General features: G+C 51.7%; 12 protein-coding genes and 4 tRNA genes. 1 reads left to right on the top strand and 15 read right to left on the bottom strand.

Translation table 11 applies throughout. The features are described from left to right. Nucleotides 1-120: 120 nt before the first annotated feature. The 13 genes from rpoC to V6940_RS21895 form a co-directional block, all read right to left on the bottom strand. On the bottom strand, nucleotides 121-4,344 hold the full coding sequence (gene rpoC / locus V6940_RS21955) for a DNA-directed RNA polymerase subunit beta' (RefSeq protein ID WP_333497319.1): 4,224 nt from the start codon (nucleotides 4,342-4,344) through the stop codon (nucleotides 121-123). 76 nt (nucleotides 4,345-4,420) lie between these two features. Next, on the bottom strand, nucleotides 4,421-8,449 hold the full coding sequence (gene rpoB / locus V6940_RS21950; protein WP_185669940.1) for a DNA-directed RNA polymerase subunit beta: 4,029 nt from the start codon (nucleotides 8,447-8,449) through the stop codon (nucleotides 4,421-4,423). Between the two features lie 318 nt (nucleotides 8,450-8,767). Then, on the bottom strand, nucleotides 8,768-9,133 hold the full coding sequence (gene rplL / locus V6940_RS21945; protein WP_006176746.1) for a 50S ribosomal protein L7/L12: 366 nt from the start codon (nucleotides 9,131-9,133) through the stop codon (nucleotides 8,768-8,770). Nucleotides 9,134-9,199: 66 nt separating this feature from the next. Beyond that, complete coding sequence (gene rplJ / locus V6940_RS21940) at nucleotides 9,200-9,697, bottom strand: 50S ribosomal protein L10 (RefSeq protein WP_001207203.1); 498 nt, start codon at nucleotides 9,695-9,697, stop codon at nucleotides 9,200-9,202. A 289-nt stretch (nucleotides 9,698-9,986) separates the two neighbouring features. After that, the gene (gene rplA / locus V6940_RS21935; protein WP_035895924.1) at nucleotides 9,987-10,691 is read right to left on the bottom strand and encodes a 50S ribosomal protein L1; all 705 of its coding nucleotides are present in this window, start codon (nucleotides 10,689-10,691) and stop codon (nucleotides 9,987-9,989) included. 3 nt (nucleotides 10,692-10,694) lie between these two features. Then, nucleotides 10,695-11,123 (bottom strand): 50S ribosomal protein L11, encoded by a 429-nt coding sequence (gene rplK / locus V6940_RS21930; RefSeq protein ID WP_012133815.1) that lies wholly within the window; start codon nucleotides 11,121-11,123, stop codon nucleotides 10,695-10,697. Nucleotides 11,124-11,282: 159 nt separating this feature from the next. Further along, the gene (gene nusG / locus V6940_RS21925) at nucleotides 11,283-11,828 is read right to left on the bottom strand and encodes a transcription termination/antitermination protein NusG (protein ID WP_002438628.1); all 546 of its coding nucleotides are present in this window, start codon (nucleotides 11,826-11,828) and stop codon (nucleotides 11,283-11,285) included. A 1-nt stretch (nucleotide 11,829) separates the two neighbouring features. After that, nucleotides 11,830-12,213 (bottom strand): preprotein translocase subunit SecE, encoded by a 384-nt coding sequence (secE, locus tag V6940_RS21920; protein ID WP_035895925.1) that lies wholly within the window; start codon nucleotides 12,211-12,213, stop codon nucleotides 11,830-11,832. Between the two features lie 222 nt (nucleotides 12,214-12,435). Then, on the bottom strand, nucleotides 12,436-13,620 hold the full coding sequence (gene tuf / locus V6940_RS21915; RefSeq protein ID WP_115074753.1) for an elongation factor Tu: 1,185 nt from the start codon (nucleotides 13,618-13,620) through the stop codon (nucleotides 12,436-12,438). Nucleotides 13,621-13,736: 116 nt separating this feature from the next. Then, nucleotides 13,737-13,812, bottom strand: a tRNA-Thr gene (locus tag V6940_RS21910). A gap of 5 nt (nucleotides 13,813-13,817) precedes the next feature. Further along, a tRNA-Gly gene (locus V6940_RS21905) sits at nucleotides 13,818-13,892 on the bottom strand. Nucleotides 13,893-14,011: 119 nt separating this feature from the next. Beyond that, nucleotides 14,012-14,096 (bottom strand) — tRNA-Tyr (locus tag V6940_RS21900). A 10-nt stretch (nucleotides 14,097-14,106) separates the two neighbouring features. Then, a tRNA-Thr gene (locus tag V6940_RS21895) sits at nucleotides 14,107-14,182 on the bottom strand. A 413-nt stretch (nucleotides 14,183-14,595) separates the two neighbouring features. Between V6940_RS21895 and coaA the strand changes: the two genes are divergently transcribed. Then, nucleotides 14,596-15,546 carry a type I pantothenate kinase gene (coaA, locus tag V6940_RS21890; RefSeq protein ID WP_220439817.1) on the top strand — a complete coding sequence of 317 codons (951 nt, stop codon included), beginning with the start codon at nucleotides 14,596-14,598 and terminating at the stop codon, nucleotides 15,544-15,546. Between the two features lie 41 nt (nucleotides 15,547-15,587). On the opposite strand, the gene birA is transcribed toward coaA, so the two are convergent. Together birA and murB are read right to left on the bottom strand one after the other, a co-directional pair. Next, complete coding sequence (birA, locus tag V6940_RS21885; protein WP_333497318.1) at nucleotides 15,588-16,550, bottom strand: bifunctional biotin--[acetyl-CoA-carboxylase] ligase/biotin operon repressor BirA; 963 nt, start codon at nucleotides 16,548-16,550, stop codon at nucleotides 15,588-15,590. After that, entirely contained in the window at nucleotides 16,547-17,575 is a 1,029-nt protein-coding gene (gene murB / locus V6940_RS21880; protein ID WP_333497317.1) for a UDP-N-acetylmuramate dehydrogenase, read from the bottom strand. Before murB ends, birA begins: the two co-directional genes overlap by 4 nt. Nucleotides 17,576-17,770: the final 195 nt, after the last annotated feature.

Raw genomic sequence — 17,770 nt, 5'->3', positions numbered from 1 at the left:
CACTGCACAATATTCCAGGGAGGTTTCCAGGCGCAGTCAGGAGGAAATAAGCGAAAAATGGGCATAAAAAAGGCCAGTCCGAAGACTGGCCTTTTCAACTTATCGCACTAGCGTGAACGATTAGTCGTTATCAGAACCACCCAGACCTGCGTTCAGCAGTTCTGCCAGGCTCGCGGTCGCTTCTTCTGCACTCACCTGAGGTGCGACAGAAACTTCGCCCGCCGCACGGCGACGGATGCGATCCTGATGGTACGCATAACCGGTACCCGCTGGGATCAGACGACCCACGATAACGTTCTCTTTCAGGCCGCGCAGTTCGTCGCGTTTACCCGCAACGGCTGCTTCGGTCAGGACACGCGTGGTCTCCTGGAACGATGCTGCAGAGATGAACGACTCGGTTGCCAGAGACGCTTTGGTGATACCCAGCAGGTCGCGGGAATACGTTGCCGCCACTTTGCCGTTCGCTTCCAGATCGCGGTTAGCAATCTTGACGCGGGAGTATTCAACCTGCTCGCCTTCCAGGAAGTCGGAGCTACCAGCGCTTTCGATGGTCGCTTTACGCAGCATCTGACGAACGATAACTTCAATGTGCTTATCGTTAATCTTAACGCCTTGCAGACGGTAAACGTCCTGTACTTCGTTGGTGATGTAACGCGTTACCGCGTGTACGCCACGAAGACGCAGGATGTCGTGCGGAGCTTCTGGACCGTCGGAAACCACGTCACCACGTTCTACACGTTCGCCTTCGAACACGTTGAGCTGACGCCATTTCGGAATCATCTCTTCGTATGGATCGCTACCGTCTAACGGGGTGATAACCAGACGACGTTTCCCTTTGGTTTCTTTACCGAAGGAAATGATGCCGCTGATTTCAGCCAGGATTGCCGGCTCTTTCGGACGACGTGCTTCGAACAGATCCGCAACGCGTGGCAGACCACCGGTAATATCCTTAGTACCACTGGATTCCTGAGGAATACGCGCCAGCGCGTCACCAGAGTGAATCTGAGTACCATCTTCCAGCTGAACAATCGCTTTACCCGGCAGGAAGTACTGAGCAGGCATATCGGTGCCTGGGATCAGAACGTCATTGCCCTGAGCATCAACAATTTTCAGTGCTGGACGCAGGTCTTTACCACCCGCGGTACGTTCAGCGGAGTCCAGTACAACCAGAGAAGACAGACCGGTCAGTTCGTCAGTTTGACGAGTAATGGTCTGGCCGTCGATCATGTCAGTGAAGCGGATGAAACCACTTACTTCGGTGATAACCGGCATGGTGTGTGGATCCCAGTTTGCAACGGTTTCACCGCCGGCAACCTGCTCGCCATCACCTTTAGCCATAACGGAGCCGTAAGGCACTTTATAGCTTTCTTTGGTACGACCGAATTCGTCGATCAGTTTCAGCTCGGTGTTACGGGAAGTGATAACCAGTTTACCGCTGGAGTTCACAACCGACTTCGCGTTGCTGAGCTTGATGCTACCTTTGTTCTTCACCTGGATGCTGGATTCAGCAGCCGCACGAGATGCCGCACCACCGATGTGGAACGTACGCATCGTCAGCTGTGTACCAGGTTCACCGATGGACTGTGCAGCGATAACGCCGATAGCCTCACCTTTGTTGATGATGTGGCCACGCGCCAGGTCACGACCGTAGCAGTGCGCACATACACCAAAGTCGGTGTCACAGGATACAACGGAACGCACTTTCACGGAGTCAACGGAGTTCTCTTCCAACAGATCACACCACTGCTCGTTCAGCAGCGTGTTACGTGGAACCAGAATGTCCGCGGTGCCCGGCTTCAGAACGTCTTCAGCAGTCACACGACCCAGTACGCGATCGCGCAGTGGCTCTTTAACGTCACCACCCTCGATAACCGGGGTCATGGTGATGCCTTCCAGGGTGCCACAGTCGTCTTCAGTAACGACCAGGTCCTGTGCCACGTCAACCAGACGACGAGTCAGGTAACCGGAGTTCGCTGTTTTCAGTGCGGTATCCGCCAGACCTTTACGAGCACCGTGAGTGGAGATGAAGTACTGGAGTACGTTCAGACCTTCACGGAAGTTCGCGGTGATTGGCGTTTCGATGATGGAGCCATCTGGCTTAGCCATCAGACCACGCATACCTGCCAGCTGACGAATCTGTGCTGCAGAACCACGCGCACCGGAGTCGGCCATCATGTAGATGCTGTTGAAGGAAACCTGCTGCTCTTCTTTACCTTCACGGTTAATGACGGTTTCAGTTTGCAGGTTATCCATCATCGCTTTGGATACACGATCGTTCGCCGCAGCCCAGATATCGATAACTTTGTTGTAGCGTTCGCCAGCGGTTACCAGACCAGACTGGAACTGCTCCTGAATCTCAGCAACTTCAGCTTCCGCTTCGCTGATGATTTCGTATTTCTTCTCTGGGATAACCATGTCGTCGATGCCGACAGAGGCGCCTGAGCGCGCTGCATAAGCAAAGCCGGTGTACATGGTCTGGTCAGCAAAGATAACGGTCGGCTTCAGGCCCAGAATGCGGTAACAGGTGTTCAGCATTTTGGAAATAGCTTTCTTACCCAGCGCCTGGTTGACGATGGAGTAAGGCAGACCTTTCGGTACGATCATCCACAGAATGGCACGGCCAACGGTCGTGTCTTTCAGGCTGGTGTGCGCAACGAATTCGCCGTTTTCATCTTTTTCGTACTCGGTGATACGCACTTTAACGCGCGCATGCAGAGAGGCCAGACCTGCGCGATAGATACGCTCAGCTTCTTTAGGGCCAGTCAGCACCATGCCTTCGCCTTTGGCGTTAACACAGTCACGAGTCATGTAGTACAGACCCAATACAACGTCCTGAGAAGGAACGATGATTGGCTCGCCGTTCGCTGGGGACAGGATGTTGTTGGTAGACATCATCAGCGCACGCGCTTCCAGCTGGGCTTCCAGCGTCAGCGGTACGTGAACAGCCATCTGGTCACCATCGAAGTCGGCGTTGTATGCCGCACAAACCAGCGGGTGCAGCTGGATAGCTTTACCTTCGATCAGTACTGGCTCAAACGCCTGGATGCCCAGACGGTGCAGTGTTGGTGCACGGTTCAGCATAACCGGGTGTTCGCGGATAACTTCGTCCAGGATATCCCAAACGACAGCTTCTTCGCGCTCAACCATTTTCTTAGCGGCTTTGATGGTGGTGGCGAGGCCACGCAGTTCCAGTTTGCCGTAGATGAATGGTTTGAACAGCTCCAGTGCCATTTTCTTCGGCAGGCCGCACTGATGCAGACGCAGGTATGGACCTACGGTGATTACAGAACGACCGGAGTAGTCAACACGCTTACCGAGCAGGTTCTGACGGAAACGACCCTGCTTACCTTTGATCATATCGGCCAAAGATTTCAGAGGACGTTTGTTAGAACCGGTGATCGCACGACCGCGACGACCGTTATCCAGCAGGGCGTCAACCGCTTCCTGCAGCATACGTTTTTCGTTGCGTACGATGATATCTGGCGCAGCCAGATCCAGCAGACGCTTCAGACGGTTGTTACGGTTAATGACGCGACGATACAGATCGTTCAGGTCAGAAGTCGCGAAACGACCACCATCCAGCGGTACCAGCGGACGCAGATCTGGCGGCAGAACCGGCAGAACGGTCAGGATCATCCACTCTGGCTTGTTGCCAGACTGTACGAACGCTTCCAGCAGCTTGATACGCTTGGTCAGCTTTTTACGCTTGGTTTCGGAGTTGGTTTCGTTCAGCTCTTCACGCAGAGTTTCACACTCTTGCTCCAGATCCATGCTCTTCAGCAGGGCCTGGATAGCTTCCGCACCCATCTTCGCGTCGAATTCGTCACCGAACTCTTCCAGCGCGTCCAGATACTGCTCTTCAGTCAGGATCTGTTGGCGTTCCAGGTTGGTCATACCGCCTTCGATAACAACATAAGATTCGAAGTACAGTACGCGTTCGATATCGCGCAGAGGCATATCGAGCAGCAGACCGATACGGGACGGCAGCGATTTCAGGAACCAGATGTGGGCAGTTGGACATGCCAGCTCGATGTGGCCCATGCGCTCACGACGCACTTTAGTCTGGGTCACTTCAACGCCGCACTTCTCACAGATCACACCGCGGTGTTTCAGGCGCTTGTACTTACCGCACAGGCACTCGTAATCTTTTACCGGCCCAAAGATACGGGCGCAGAAAAGGCCGTCACGCTCAGGTTTGAACGTACGGTAGTTAATGGTTTCCGGCTTTTTAACTTCACCGAAAGACCATGAACGGATCATGTCTGGCGAGGCCAGAGCAATTTTGATCGCATCAAACTCTTCGGTTTTAGTCTGCGCTTTCAGAAACTTTAATAAATCTTTCACGGATTTGCTCCCGTCGGAGTTAGCACAATCCACTGCCGGGAATGACCCCGGCAGCAGTGACCTGTTTGAGCGAGGATTACTCGTCTTCCAGTTCGATGTTGATGCCCAGCGAGCGGATTTCTTTCAACAGTACGTTGAAGGATTCCGGCATGCCCGGTTCCATCTGATGGTTGCCATCTACGATGTTCTTATACATCTTAGTACGGCCGTTCACGTCATCAGACTTAACGGTGAGCATTTCCTGCAGGGTGTAGGCGGCGCCGTATGCTTCCAGCGCCCACACTTCCATCTCCCCGAAGCGCTGACCACCGAACTGAGCCTTACCACCCAGCGGCTGCTGAGTAACCAGGCTGTAAGAACCGGTAGAACGCGCGTGCATTTTGTCGTCGACCAGGTGGTTCAGTTTCAGCATGTACATGTAACCTACGGTTACCTGACGCTCGAACTGTTCACCGGTACGGCCGTCGAACAGGGTAATCTGGCCAGAAGATGGCAGACCGCCCAGTTGCAGCAGTTCTTTAATTTCCGCTTCTTTTGCACCGTCAAATACTGGCGTTGCGATTGGCATACCTTTCTTCAGGTTTTCAGCCAGACGCAGCACTTCATCATCGGTGAAGGTGTTCAGGTCAACTTTCTGACGAACATCAGAGCCCAGATCGTAAGCACGCTGGATGAACTCGCGCAGTTTCGCGACTTCTTGCTGCTGTTTCAGCATGGCGTTGATCTTATCGCCGATACCTTTCGCAGCCATACCCAGGTGGGTTTCAAGGATCTGACCGATGTTCATACGCGATGGTACGCCCAGCGGGTTCAGTACGATATCTACCGGCGTACCGTTAGCATCGTGCGGCATATCTTCGATCGGGTTGATCTTAGAAATTACACCCTTGTTACCGTGACGACCTGCCATTTTGTCACCAGGCTGGATACGGCGTTTAACGGCCAGGTATACCTTAACAATCTTCAGCACGCCCGGTGCCAGATCGTCGCCTTGGGTGATTTTGCGGCGTTTCGCTTCGAGTTTTTTCTCGAACTCGTGTTTCAGCTCGTCGTACTGCTCAGCAAGCTGTTCCAGCTGATTCTGTTTCTCTTCGTCGGTCAGACCGAGTTCCAGCCAACGATCGCGAGGCAGTTTGTCCAGCTTCTCAGCTTCGACACCACCGGCAACCAGCACAGCGTAGATACGGCTGAACAGGCCAGCTTCGAGGATCTGCAGTTCTTCAGACAGGTCTTTCTTAGCCTGCTTCAGCTGCATCTCTTCGATTTCCAGCGCACGTTTGTCTTTTTCTACGCCATCGCGAGTAAAGACCTGAACGTCGATAACAGTACCGGAAACGCTGTTTGGTACGCGCAGAGAAGAGTCTTTAACGTCAGACGCTTTCTCACCGAAGATAGCACGCAGCAGCTTCTCTTCTGGCGTCAGCTGGGTTTCACCTTTCGGCGTTACCTTACCAACCAGAATGTCGCCACCGGTCACTTCTGCACCAATGTAAACGATGCCGGATTCATCCAGTTTGGAGAGCGCAGCTTCACCCACGTTAGGGATGTCAGCGGTGATCTCTTCTGGCCCCAGCTTGGTGTCACGGGACACACATGCCAGTTCCTGAATGTGGATGGTGGTGAAACGGTCTTCCTGAACAACACGCTCGGATACGAGGATGGAGTCTTCGAAGTTGTAACCGTTCCATGGCATGAATGCCACGCGCATGTTCTGACCCAGCGCCAGTTCACCCAGGTCGGTGGACGGGCCATCTGCCAGCACGTCGCCGCGCTCGATTGGCTCACCCAGAGACACGCAAGGCATCTGGTTAATACAGGTGTTCTGGTTAGAACGGGTGTATTTGGTCAGGTTGTAGATGTCGATACCCGCTTCGCCCGGATACATCTCGTCTTCGTTAACTTTGATAACGATACGGGATGCGTCGACGTACTGAACGGTACCGCCACGCTTAGCAACTGCAGTAACACCGGAGTCAACGGCAACAGCACGTTCCATACCGGTACCAACCAGCGGCTTATCAGCACGCAGAGTTGGAACGGCCTGACGTTGCATGTTCGCACCCATCAATGCACGGTTGGCGTCATCGTGTTCCAGGAACGGGATCAGGGACGCACCGACGGATACCACCTGTTGGGTGGATACGTCCATGTAGTCAACCTGGTCGCGGCTGAACAAGCTGGATTCGCCTTTGCTACGGCAGGTAACCAGATCTTCTACAAAGTGGCCTTCGTCATCCAGGTTGGAGTTCGCCTGAGCGATGACGTAGTTGCCTTCTTCGATAGCAGACAGGTAATGAATTTCGTCGGTTACAACACCGTCGGTCACTTTACGGTACGGCGTCTCGAGGAAGCCATATTCGTTAGTCTGTGCGTACACGGACAGGGAGTTGATCAGACCGATGTTTGGACCTTCAGGCGTTTCGATTGGACATACGCGACCGTAGTGGGTCGGGTGTACGTCTCGAACTTCGAAGCCTGCACGTTCACGGGTCAGACCGCCCGGGCCGAGTGCGGAGATACGACGTTTGTGCGTAATCTCAGACAGCGGGTTGTTCTGGTCCATAAACTGAGACAGCTGGCTGGAACCAAAGAACTCTTTCACTGCTGCAGAAATCGGCTTGGCGTTGATCATATCCTGAGGCATCAGGGTATCCAGATCGCCCAGAGACAGACGCTCTTTTACCGCACGCTCAACACGTACCAGGCCAACGCGGAATTGGTTTTCCGCCATTTCGCCTACGGAACGGATACGACGGTTGCCGAGGTGGTCGATATCATCCACTTCGCCTTTACCGTTACGGATATCGATGAGCTTCTTCATCACTTCGATGATGTCGTCTTTGCTCAGGATACCGGAACCTTCGATCTCGTCGCGCAGCAGAGAACGGTTGAACTTCATACGACCAACCGCAGACAGGTCATAGCGGTCTTCGGAGAAGAACAGGTTCTCGAACAGGCTTTCAGCAGCTTCACGAGTTGGCGGCTCACCAGGGCGCATCATGCGGTAGATTTCTACCAGCGCGCTCAGACGATCGTTAGTTGGGTCGACGCGTACAGTTTCAGAAATGTATGCACCGTGGTCCAGATCGTTAGTGAACAGCGTTTCGATACGCTTGTGGCCAGACTGGCTCAGCTTAGCCAGCAGATCCAGGCTCAGCTCCATGTTAGCTGCGCAGATCAGCTCGCCAGTAGATTCGTCAACGTAGTCTTTAGAAGCAACTTTGCCAGCGATGTACTCAACCGGAACTTCGATATGCTTGATATCGTCTTTTTCCAGCTGGCGAATGTGGCGCGCAGTAATACGGCGGCCTTTTTCAACGTACACTTTACCGTTCGCTTCGATGTCGAAGGAGGCGGTTTCGCCACGCAGACGTTCTGGAATCAGTTCCATCTGCAGCTTGTTGTCACGAATTTCGAAAACAACTTTCTCAAAGAACAGGTCAAGGATCTGCTCAGTGGTGTAGTTCAGCGCACGCAGAATAATGGTCGCAGGCAGTTTACGGCGACGGTCGATACGTACGAACAGGTTGTCCTTCGGATCGAATTCGAAGTCCAGCCAGGAACCACGGTAAGGAATGATGCGCGCGTTATACAGCACTTTACCCGAAGAGTGGGTTTTACCTTTATCGGAGTCAAAGAAGACGCCTGGGCTACGGTGCAGCTGAGAAACGATAACACGCTCAGTACCGTTGATAACAAAGGTACCGTTGTCGGTCATGAGCGGAATTTCGCCCATGTAGACTTCTTGTTCTTTAATGTCTTTTACGGTGCCTTCCGGCGCTTCGCGCTCGTAGATCACCAGACGCAGTTTTACGCGCAGCGGTGCGGAATAGGTCACGCCACGAATCTGACATTCCTGAACGTCAAAGACAGGTTCGCCCAGACGGTAGCTGACGTATTGCAGCTCGGAGTTACCGCTGTAGCTTTTGATAGGGAATACGGAACGGAAAGCAGCTTCCAGACCATACTGACCTTCAGGATCTTGCTCGATAAACTTCTGGAACGAGTCAAGCTGGATAGAAAGGAGATATGGGACATCCAGAACTTGTGGACGTTTACCAAAATCCTTACGAATACGTTTTTTCTCGGTATAGGAGTAAACCATAGGGTTCCTCAGCTCGCTGACAAGTCGACGCATCTGTCCATTGGCAGACAGTTTGTGCAACACTATTTTGTTGACCGGAAAATGGAACACTTTCCGCAATACCTGTTGCTATCACGCTTAAACCATTTCATTGCGATTTACACAGAGCGAGCACCCTGTCGCAATATATTAAGTCGTCGATAGAAACATGCATTGTCAGGACAACCAGTAGTCAAACAGTGTGAAATGCTACTGGCGCCATACAGCGCAAAATGGCTGGTGACTAAAAAGTCACCAGCCATCGGCCTGATTTCTCAGGCTTCAACTAGAAAAGTTGGCTTATTTAACTTCAACTTCAGCGCCAGCTTCTTCCAGAGATTTTTTCAGTGCTTCAGCGTCATCTTTGCTCACGCCTTCTTTCAGAGCGGCTGGAGCAGATTCTACCAGGTCTTTAGCTTCTTTCAGACCCAGGCCAGTTGCGCCACGTACTGCTTTGATTACAGCAACTTTGTTAGCGCCAGCAGCTTTCAGAATTACGTCGAATTCAGTTTTTTCTTCAGCAGCTTCAGCCGGGCCAGCAGCTACAGCTACAGCAGCAGCAGCGGAAACACCGAATTTTTCTTCCATTGCAGAAATCAGTTCTACAACGTCCATTACGGACATAGCTGCAACTGCTTCAATGATTTGATCTTTAGTGATAGACATTTAAATTGTTCCTGAAAATCAGAATAAGTTTATACGTAAGCAGATACTTTACAAAGAGGACTGCGATTAAGCAGCTTCTTTCGCATCGCGTACAGCAGCCAGAGTGCGAACCAGTTTGCCAGCCGAAGCTTCTTTCATGGTTGCCATCAGGCGTGCAATTGCTTCTTCGTAGGTCGGCAGAGTTGCCAGGCGATCGATCTGCGATGCCGGGATTAACTCACCTTCAAAGGCTGCGGCTTTGACCTCAAATTTTGCATTCGCTTTCGCGAACTCTTTGAACAGACGAGCAGCAGCGCCCGGGTGTTCCATAGAGTATGCAATCAGGGTCGGACCAACAAACGTGTCTTTCAGGCATTCAAACTGAGTACCTTCAACGACGCGGCGCAGCAGGGTGTTACGAACAACACGCATGTATACGCCAGCTTCACGACCTGCTTTACGCAGTTCAGTCATTTTATCTACAGTAACGCCACGGGAATCCGCAACTACTGCAGACAGCGCGCCTTTGGCTACTTCGCTGACTTCAGCAACAATCGCTTGTTTGTCTTGAAGATTTAAAGCCATTAGCTTTGCTCCTGGATGTTTGCCGGAACTCATGTTCCGGAACTCACTTCACTCTCCCCAATGGAGAGAGCGTCTTAATACGGTGAGCAGAAACAAGCCAGAGTATTAAAAATAATCTTAGCGTTCTGTCACCGTCTACGCAGGGCATTAAGTTTCTTGCGAAACACCTGCGGTCTTCGACGGAGGCCTGGATAGGCCAGGCTCCAACGAACAAATCTTTTAGCCGCTAACTTTTGTTAGCAAACGTGGGGGTAAGATTGTAGACAAAATCACCGCCCACGTAAAGGCATTAGTTTGCAGCAGCGCTCAGGCCAGCCTGGTCAACTGCAACACCTGCACCCATGGTGGTGGAGATGCTAACTTTCTTGATGTACACGCCTTTAGCCTGAGTTGGTTTTGCTTTTTTCAGCGCAACCAGCAGAGATTCCAGGTTTTCTTTCAGTTTGTCAGCGTCAAAGTCCACTTTACCGATGGTGGTGTGGATGATGCCGTTTTTGTCGTTACGATAACGAACCTGACCAGCTTTAGCGTTTTTAACCGCTTCAGCAACGTTAGGAGTTACAGTACCAACTTTCGGGTTTGGCATCAGACCACGTGGGCCCAGAACCTGGCCCAGCTGGCCAACAACGCGCATTGCATCTGGAGATGCGATAACAACGTCGAAGTTCATTTCGCCTTTTTTGATCAGGTCAGCCAGATCTTCCATACCTACCAGCTCTGCGCCAGCAGCTTTAGCTGCTTCAGCGTTAGGGCCCTGGGTAAATACGGCAACGCGAACGGAACGGCCAGTACCGTGTGGCAGTACAGTTGCACCACGTACGTTCTGGTCAGATTTACGAGCGTCGATACCGAGGTTAACGGCAACGTCAACGCTTTCGTTGAACTTAGCAGTGGCCAGCTCTTTCAGCAGAGCAATAGCTTCGTTGATGTCGTACTGCTTAGTAGCATCAACTTTGTCACGGATCACGCGCATACGCTTGGTCAGTTTAGCCATTTCTTAATCCTCCACTACCAGGCCCATGGAACGTGCAGTACCTTCGATTGAGCGAGTCATCGCTTCAATGTCGGCGCCAGTCATGTCGGCAGCTTTGGTCTGCGCGATTTCCTGCAGCTGAGCGCGGGAAATTTTACCAACTTTGTCTTTGTTCGGCTTGCCGGAACCAGACTTAATACCAGCTGCTTTTTTCAGCAGAACTGCTGCTGGAGGCGTTTTGGTAATGAAGGTGAAAGAACGGTCAGCGTAAACGGTGATAACAACCGGAATTGGCAGACCTTTTTCGATGGAATCAGTTTTTGCGTTGAACGCTTTGCAGAATTCCATGATGTTCACACCCTGCTGACCCAGAGCTGGACCAACTGGTGGACTTGGGTTTGCCATACCAGCTGCAACCTGCAGCTTAACGTAGGCTTGGACTTTCTTAGCCATTCTAAAATCCTCTATGTGGGTGATAGCGCCTCTAAGAGGCTCCCCGTGATATAAAAATTCGTTTTACAGGCATGTGCCCATAAAAACAAAAGGCGCGAAATTGTATGTCAATTTCGCGCCCTATGCAACGATTAGATCGATGCTTTTTTGATCGCAGCCTTACGCTTTCTCTACCTGAGCAAAGTCCAGTTCTACCGGGGTCGCACGACCAAAGATAGAGACGGAGACTTTCAGGCGAGACTTCTCGTAATCCACTTCTTCAACCACACCGTTGAAGTCAGCGAATGGACCGTCGCTAACGCGAACCATTTCACCCGGTTCAAACAGCGTTTTAGGACGCGGCTTATCACCAACCTGCTGCAGGCGGTTCATAATCGCATCAACTTCTTTGTCGCTGATTGGAGCCGGACGGTCAGAGGTACCGCCGATAAAGCCCATTACGCGCGGAACGCTACGCACCAGGTGCCAGCTCGCATCGTTCATCACCATCTGAACTAACACGTAGCCTGGGAAGAATTTGCGCTCGCTCTTGCGACGCTGGCCGCCACGAATTTCGACCACTTCTTCGGTCGGAACCATGACTTCGCCAAACAGCTCTTCCATGTTGTGTAATTTGATATGCTCGCGCAGCGAAGTGGCTACACGGCCTTCAAAACCGGAAAACGCCTGAACGACGTACCAACGCTTTTTAGGTGCTTCAGACATCTTAGAACCTCAGGCCAGTGATAAAGGATACCAGGCGAACCAGAATACCATCCAGTCCCCACAGGATCAGTGACATTACCGCAGTGACCGCAGCAACGATCAGCGTAGTGTGCAGCGTTTCCTGGCGAGTCGGCCAAATCACCTTACGAACTTCCGTTCTCGCTTCACGCGCAAACGCAACGGTCGCTTTGCCTTTCGTCGTCAACAGCGCGACACCACCCGCTGCAGCAATAATAATTACTACGGCCAGCGCACGCAGCGGCAGCATCATGTCGCGATAGAGGTAGTTGCCCACGATTGCCACGATAAGCAACACGGCAACAGCTACCCACTTCATCGCTTCCAGGCCGCGCCCGCTCCCTTGAGCTTCGGTATTCGCACTCATAAACCAACCTGTCAGAAGTATTCTACAAACATTTCCACCCCGCGAGAGCGAGGCGATCCAAACCGAAAGTAAGTTTCGGACTAAACGCCCTCTACAGAGCCTGTCTCAGCAATGATTATGGCAAAAATAATCACTGATGAGCCAGGTTCTGGTTCGACAGCGTACAAAAAGGGCATCAAATGATGCCCTTTTATTGCGCATTGCGTCAAATGTTATCAGCAATTAGCTCATTACTTTGGCAACAACGCCCGCGCCAACGGTACGACCGCCTTCACGGATTGCGAAACGCAGGCCATCGTCCATCGCGATTGGGTGGATCAGAGTCACAACCATCTTGATGTTGTCGCCTGGCATTACCATCTCAACGCCTTCTGGCAGTTCGATGGTACCGGTCACGTCAGTAGTACGGAAGTAGAACTGTGGACGGTAGCCTTTGAAGAACGGAGTATGACGGCCGCCTTCGTCTTTGGACAGAATGTACACTTCAGATTCGAACTTGGTGTGCGGCTTGATAGAGCCTGGCTTAGCCAGAACCTGACCACGTTCGATTTCTTCACGTTTGATACCACGCAGCAGAACACCAACGTTCTCACCAGCACGGCCTTCGTCCAGCAGTTTGCGGAACATTTCAACGCCGGTACAGGTAGACTTAGCAGTGTCTTTGATACCAACGATTTCAACTTCTTCACCAACTTTGATGATACCGCGCTCTACACGACCAGTAACAACGGTACCACGGCCGGAGATGGAGAATACGTCTTCGATTGGCAGCAGGAACGGCTTATCGATAGCACGTTCTGGTTCTGGGATGTAAGAATCCAGGAAGCCAGCCAGTTCGATGATTTTCGCTTCCCACTCTGCGTCGCCTTCCAGCGCTTTCAGAGCAGAACCACGGATGATTGGGGTATCGTCGCCTGGGAAGTCGTACTGGGACAGAAGTTCACGAACTTCCATTTCAACCAGTTCCAGCAGCTCTTCGTCATCAACCATGTCGCATTTGTTCAGGAACACGATGATGTAAGGAACGCCTACCTGACGACCCAGCAGGATGTGCTCACGAGTCTGTGGCATAGGGCCATCAGTCGCAGCAACAACCAGGATCGCGCCGTCCATCTGCGCAGCACCGGTGATCATGTTTTTAACATAGTCGGCGTGGCCTGGGCAGTCTACGTGTGCGTAGTGGCGAGTCGGGGTGTCATATTCAACGTGGGAAGTGTTGATGGTGATACCACGAGCTTTTTCTTCCGGTGCGTTATCGATCTGGTCGAAAGCACGAGCAGCACCGCCGTAGGTTTTAGCCAGTACGGTAGTGATTGCAGCAGTCAGGGTAGTTTTACCATGGTCAACGTGGCCGATAGTACCGACGTTGACGTGCGGTTTGGTACGTTCAAATTTTTCTTTAGACATCGATAGTCCCTCTAATACACGGATAAATCGGTGATATCACCACATCAACCAGACAAAACGCCTGAAATGTTGAATGCATTAATTTAAACAGAGAGAAACGGGAGGGAGAAGAGAAGTGGTGCTGATACCCAGAGTCGAACTGGGGACCTCACCCTTACCAAGGGTGCGCTCTACCAACTGAGCCATATCAGCACGTCTGGAGCGGGCAGCGGGAATCGAACCCGCATCATCAGCTTGGAAGGCTGAGGTAATAGCCATTATACGATGCCCGCATCCTAAAACTCGGCTACCCAGTTCTTTCTGTGCCAAAAAAAAGAGATTGCTCTCTTTTCTTTGTTTGAGTTCGTCATTTTACCGACCAACTCTGGCTTCGCAATGCTTAGCCGAAAAGTGGTGGTGGGGGAAGGATTCGAACCTTCGAAGTCTGTGACGGCAGATTTACAGTCTGCTCCCTTTGGCCGCTCGGGAACCCCACCAGGTACTTGATGGTGCCGACTACCGGAATCGAACTGGTGACCTACTGATTACAAGTCAGTTGCTCTACCTACTGAGCTAAGTCGGCATCAAGTAGCGCGCATTCTATGGAGACCTGCGGCGACATGCAACTAAAAATTTGCATAAAATGTTCTATCGCTCATGTTTTGTGCACTCAAGCGTAAAAACTCAGCAGAATGGTATTTTCGTGAACAAAAATAGCGCAATTCTCCCTATTCTCTGCAGCTTGCTGATGTCATTTCAGACCCGCGTGTACCTGACTATCCGTCATCATTAGCAGCTTCGCTTCTTTACTATTACCTATCACTTACGCTCACCGGCTGAGTTGGCAACAAACTCTGGGGTTTTCTCACGAAAGCACCACTCATTTGGATTTTTTCTTCTTTTTATATTCCATCTGGTGTTAACCTCCTGCCCATTGTCCTGATTAACTGAATGTGAAGCGTCGCGTGTTATCAGCGTGGCAGCCAGAACATGCTTATGAGAAAACAAGAGCAAACGTTAATGACACCTTATCTACAGTTCAATCGTAGTCAGTGGGCGGCGCTGCGCGATTCCGTGCCAATGACCCTGACTGAAGGCGAAATTACACGCTTAAAAGGTATCAACGAAGATCTGTCGCTGGAGGAAGTGGCGGAGATCTATTTGCCTTTGTCACGTTTACTGAACTTCTATATTAGTTCTAACCTGCGTCGTCAGGCGGTGCTGGAGCAGTTCCTTGGCACCAACGGCCAGCGTATTCCTTATATCATCAGTATCGCTGGCAGCGTGGCGGTAGGTAAAAGCACGACCGCGCGTGTATTGCAGGCGTTGCTGAGCCGCTGGCCCGAACATCGCCGCGTTGAACTCATCACCACCGATGGCTTCCTGCATCCAAATGAGGTGTTGAAAGAGCGCGGGCTGATGAAGAAGAAAGGCTTCCCGCAATCGTACGATATGCATCGCCTGGTGAAGTTTGTCTCTGACCTGAAGTCAGGGGTACCCGACGTCACCGCACCGGTGTATTCCCATCTTATTTATGATGTTATTCCAGATGGCGATAAAACGGTTACCCATCCAGATATATTAATTCTGGAAGGACTCAACGTACTACAGAGTGGGATGGACTATCCTCACGATCCGCATCATGTATTTGTTTCCGACTTCGTTGATTTCTCTATTTATGTTGATGCCCCAGAGAAGTTATTACAGTCCTGGTATATCAACCGCTTCCTGAAATTCCGTGAAGGTGCATTTACCGATCCGGATTCTTATTTCCATAACTATGCCCAGCTTTCTGAAGAAGAAGCGGTTAACGTGGCCACGTCATTATGGAATGAGATTAACCTCATAAATTTAAACGAGAATATCTTACCAACGCGTGAGCGCGCGAGTCTGATCCTGACCAAAAGCGCCAACCACTCCGTTGAGCAGGTTCGTCTGCGGAAATAATCGTGATAAATAAAAGAAAAGGGAGCCGAAGCTCCCTTTTTTTATTCTGCACTGCGCAGTGAAATCTCGCCGCCCATCCAGGGTTTTATCACCCCATCCTGTTCCAGCAATAATGCCCCTTGCGTATCAATGCCGCGTGAAATACCAAATATCTCTTTATCGCCGATAATTAACTTAACCGGGCGGTTGATAAAGTTATCTAATTTATCCCAGCGTGAAAGATAAGGCGCCAGCCCTTCCTGCTCGAAGAGGTGCAAGGCATCGTGCAGCTCGTTAATCAAGCGCGCTGCCAGCACGTTGCGGTCGATAACGATGCCGGCTTCCTGCAGGTTGATCCAGCCTTGATTAATCACATCGTTTTCAACACGGCGCATGACAAGGTTAATCCCAGCACCAATAACAATCTGCGCAGCATCACCGGTTTTACCGGTCAGCTCAACCAGAATGCCAGCCAGTTTGCGGTCATTCAGGTAAAGATCGTTTGGCCACTTCACCCGTACCTTATCGGCGCCCAGCCTCTGTAATACTTCAGCCATGATAATACCAATCACCAGGCTCAGGCCAATCGCCGCCGCCGGCCCTTGTTCTAAGCGCCAGTACATGGAGAGATAGAGGTTAGCGCCGAACGGTGAGAACCACTTACGGCCACGACGGCCTCGACCTGCCTGCTGATATTCTGCAACGCAGGCATCGCCGGATTTCAATTCACCAATGCGATCGAGCAGATATTGGTTCGTGGAGTCGATAACCGGGAGTACGGCTACGTCACCGTAATCGACTGCCCGGCGAATGCGCTCTGCTTCCAGTAATTGGATTGGCTCCGGTAGACAGTACCCTTTGCCGGGTACGGTAAAGACATCAACACCCCAATCACGTAAGGTCTGGATATGTTTGTTGATCGCTGCGCGGCTCATGCCAAGCTTTTCGCCCAACTGCTCGCCGGAGTGAAAATCACCGTCGGCCAGCAGAGAGATGAGCGTTAATGGCACCGTATTGTCTTTCATTTGATTACCTCAACCGCACTCACTTCACCTGCACGCCCGATAAAGCGGACTTCAGGTTCAAGCCAGACGTTAAATTTGTCGCCCACCTGCTGGCGGACATGGTGTGCTAGCTTAACCACATCGCTACTCTGCGCGTGGTCAACGTTAACCAGTACCAGCGCCTGCTGTTGATGAACGGCAGCACCACCCTCAATATGACCCTTTAGCTGACACTGATCGATAAGCCATCCTGCGGCCAGCTTAACGCTGCCATCAGCCTGCGGATAATGCGGCGCTTTCGGGAAGTTTGTCAGCAGCGTTTCGGCATAGCCGGCGCTCACTACTGGGTTCTTAAAGAAGCTACCCGCGTTGCCGCTGATCTTTGGATCCGGCAACTTAGTCATGCGCATGTGGCAAACGGAGTCGAACACCTCTCGCGGAGTCACTGTTTTCGGATCAAGTCGCGTAAGATCGCCGTATGTTAGTACCGGTTTCCACACTTTTCCCAGTCGGAAGCCTACGGCAACAATCGCAAAACGATCCTGGTAGGCATGCTTGAAGATACTATCACGATAGCCAAACTGGCACTCTTCGGCGCTGAGGCGCTGACGTTCTCCGGTTGCCAGCTCGATGCAATCGACATATTCACAGACATGCTGCAGTTCAACGCCGTAGGCGCCGATGTTCTGAATTGGGGATGACCCCGCACAGCCAGGAATAAGCGCCAGGTTTTCAAGGCCAGGCATACCGTTATCCAGCGCATAACGCACCAGACTATGCCAGTTTTCCCCCGCGCCAACGTGCAGATGCCATGCATCAGCCGTTTCGCTCACCTCGATACCTTTCAGGCGGTTAAGGATCACCGTGCCGGAATAATCTTCCAGAAACAGGACGTTACTACCTTCACCCAGGATCATAACAGGCAGCCCTTCACGGGTAGATTGCTGCCAGGCGCTCAGTAATTGTTGTTCATTTTCAGCGCATACGATGTGCTTTGCACAATGGTCAATGCCGAAGGTATTCCAGGGTTTTAGGGAGTGGGTCATAGCTGCTTTCCTGATGCTGAATCGACGATAGTTTACCGTATCTGCTCGGGGAAGGCTTGCGGTTATATAGAGGAGAGAAATGGCATAGCAATGTAGCCCGGGCGAGCACAGCGACCCCGGGATATTCACCGCTCTTTTACTTTCCCGCAGACGCAAAAAAGCCCATCCGTCAGGATGGGCTTCTTCACTTATTTG

It is taken from the genome of Kluyvera sp. CHPC 1.251 (assembly GCF_036759945.1).
GTDB classification, from domain to species: domain Bacteria; phylum Pseudomonadota; class Gammaproteobacteria; order Enterobacterales; family Enterobacteriaceae; genus Kluyvera; species Kluyvera sichuanensis.
The sequence above is the reverse complement of the archived record's forward strand: the minus strand, read 5'-3'. Positions and strand labels throughout refer to the sequence as shown.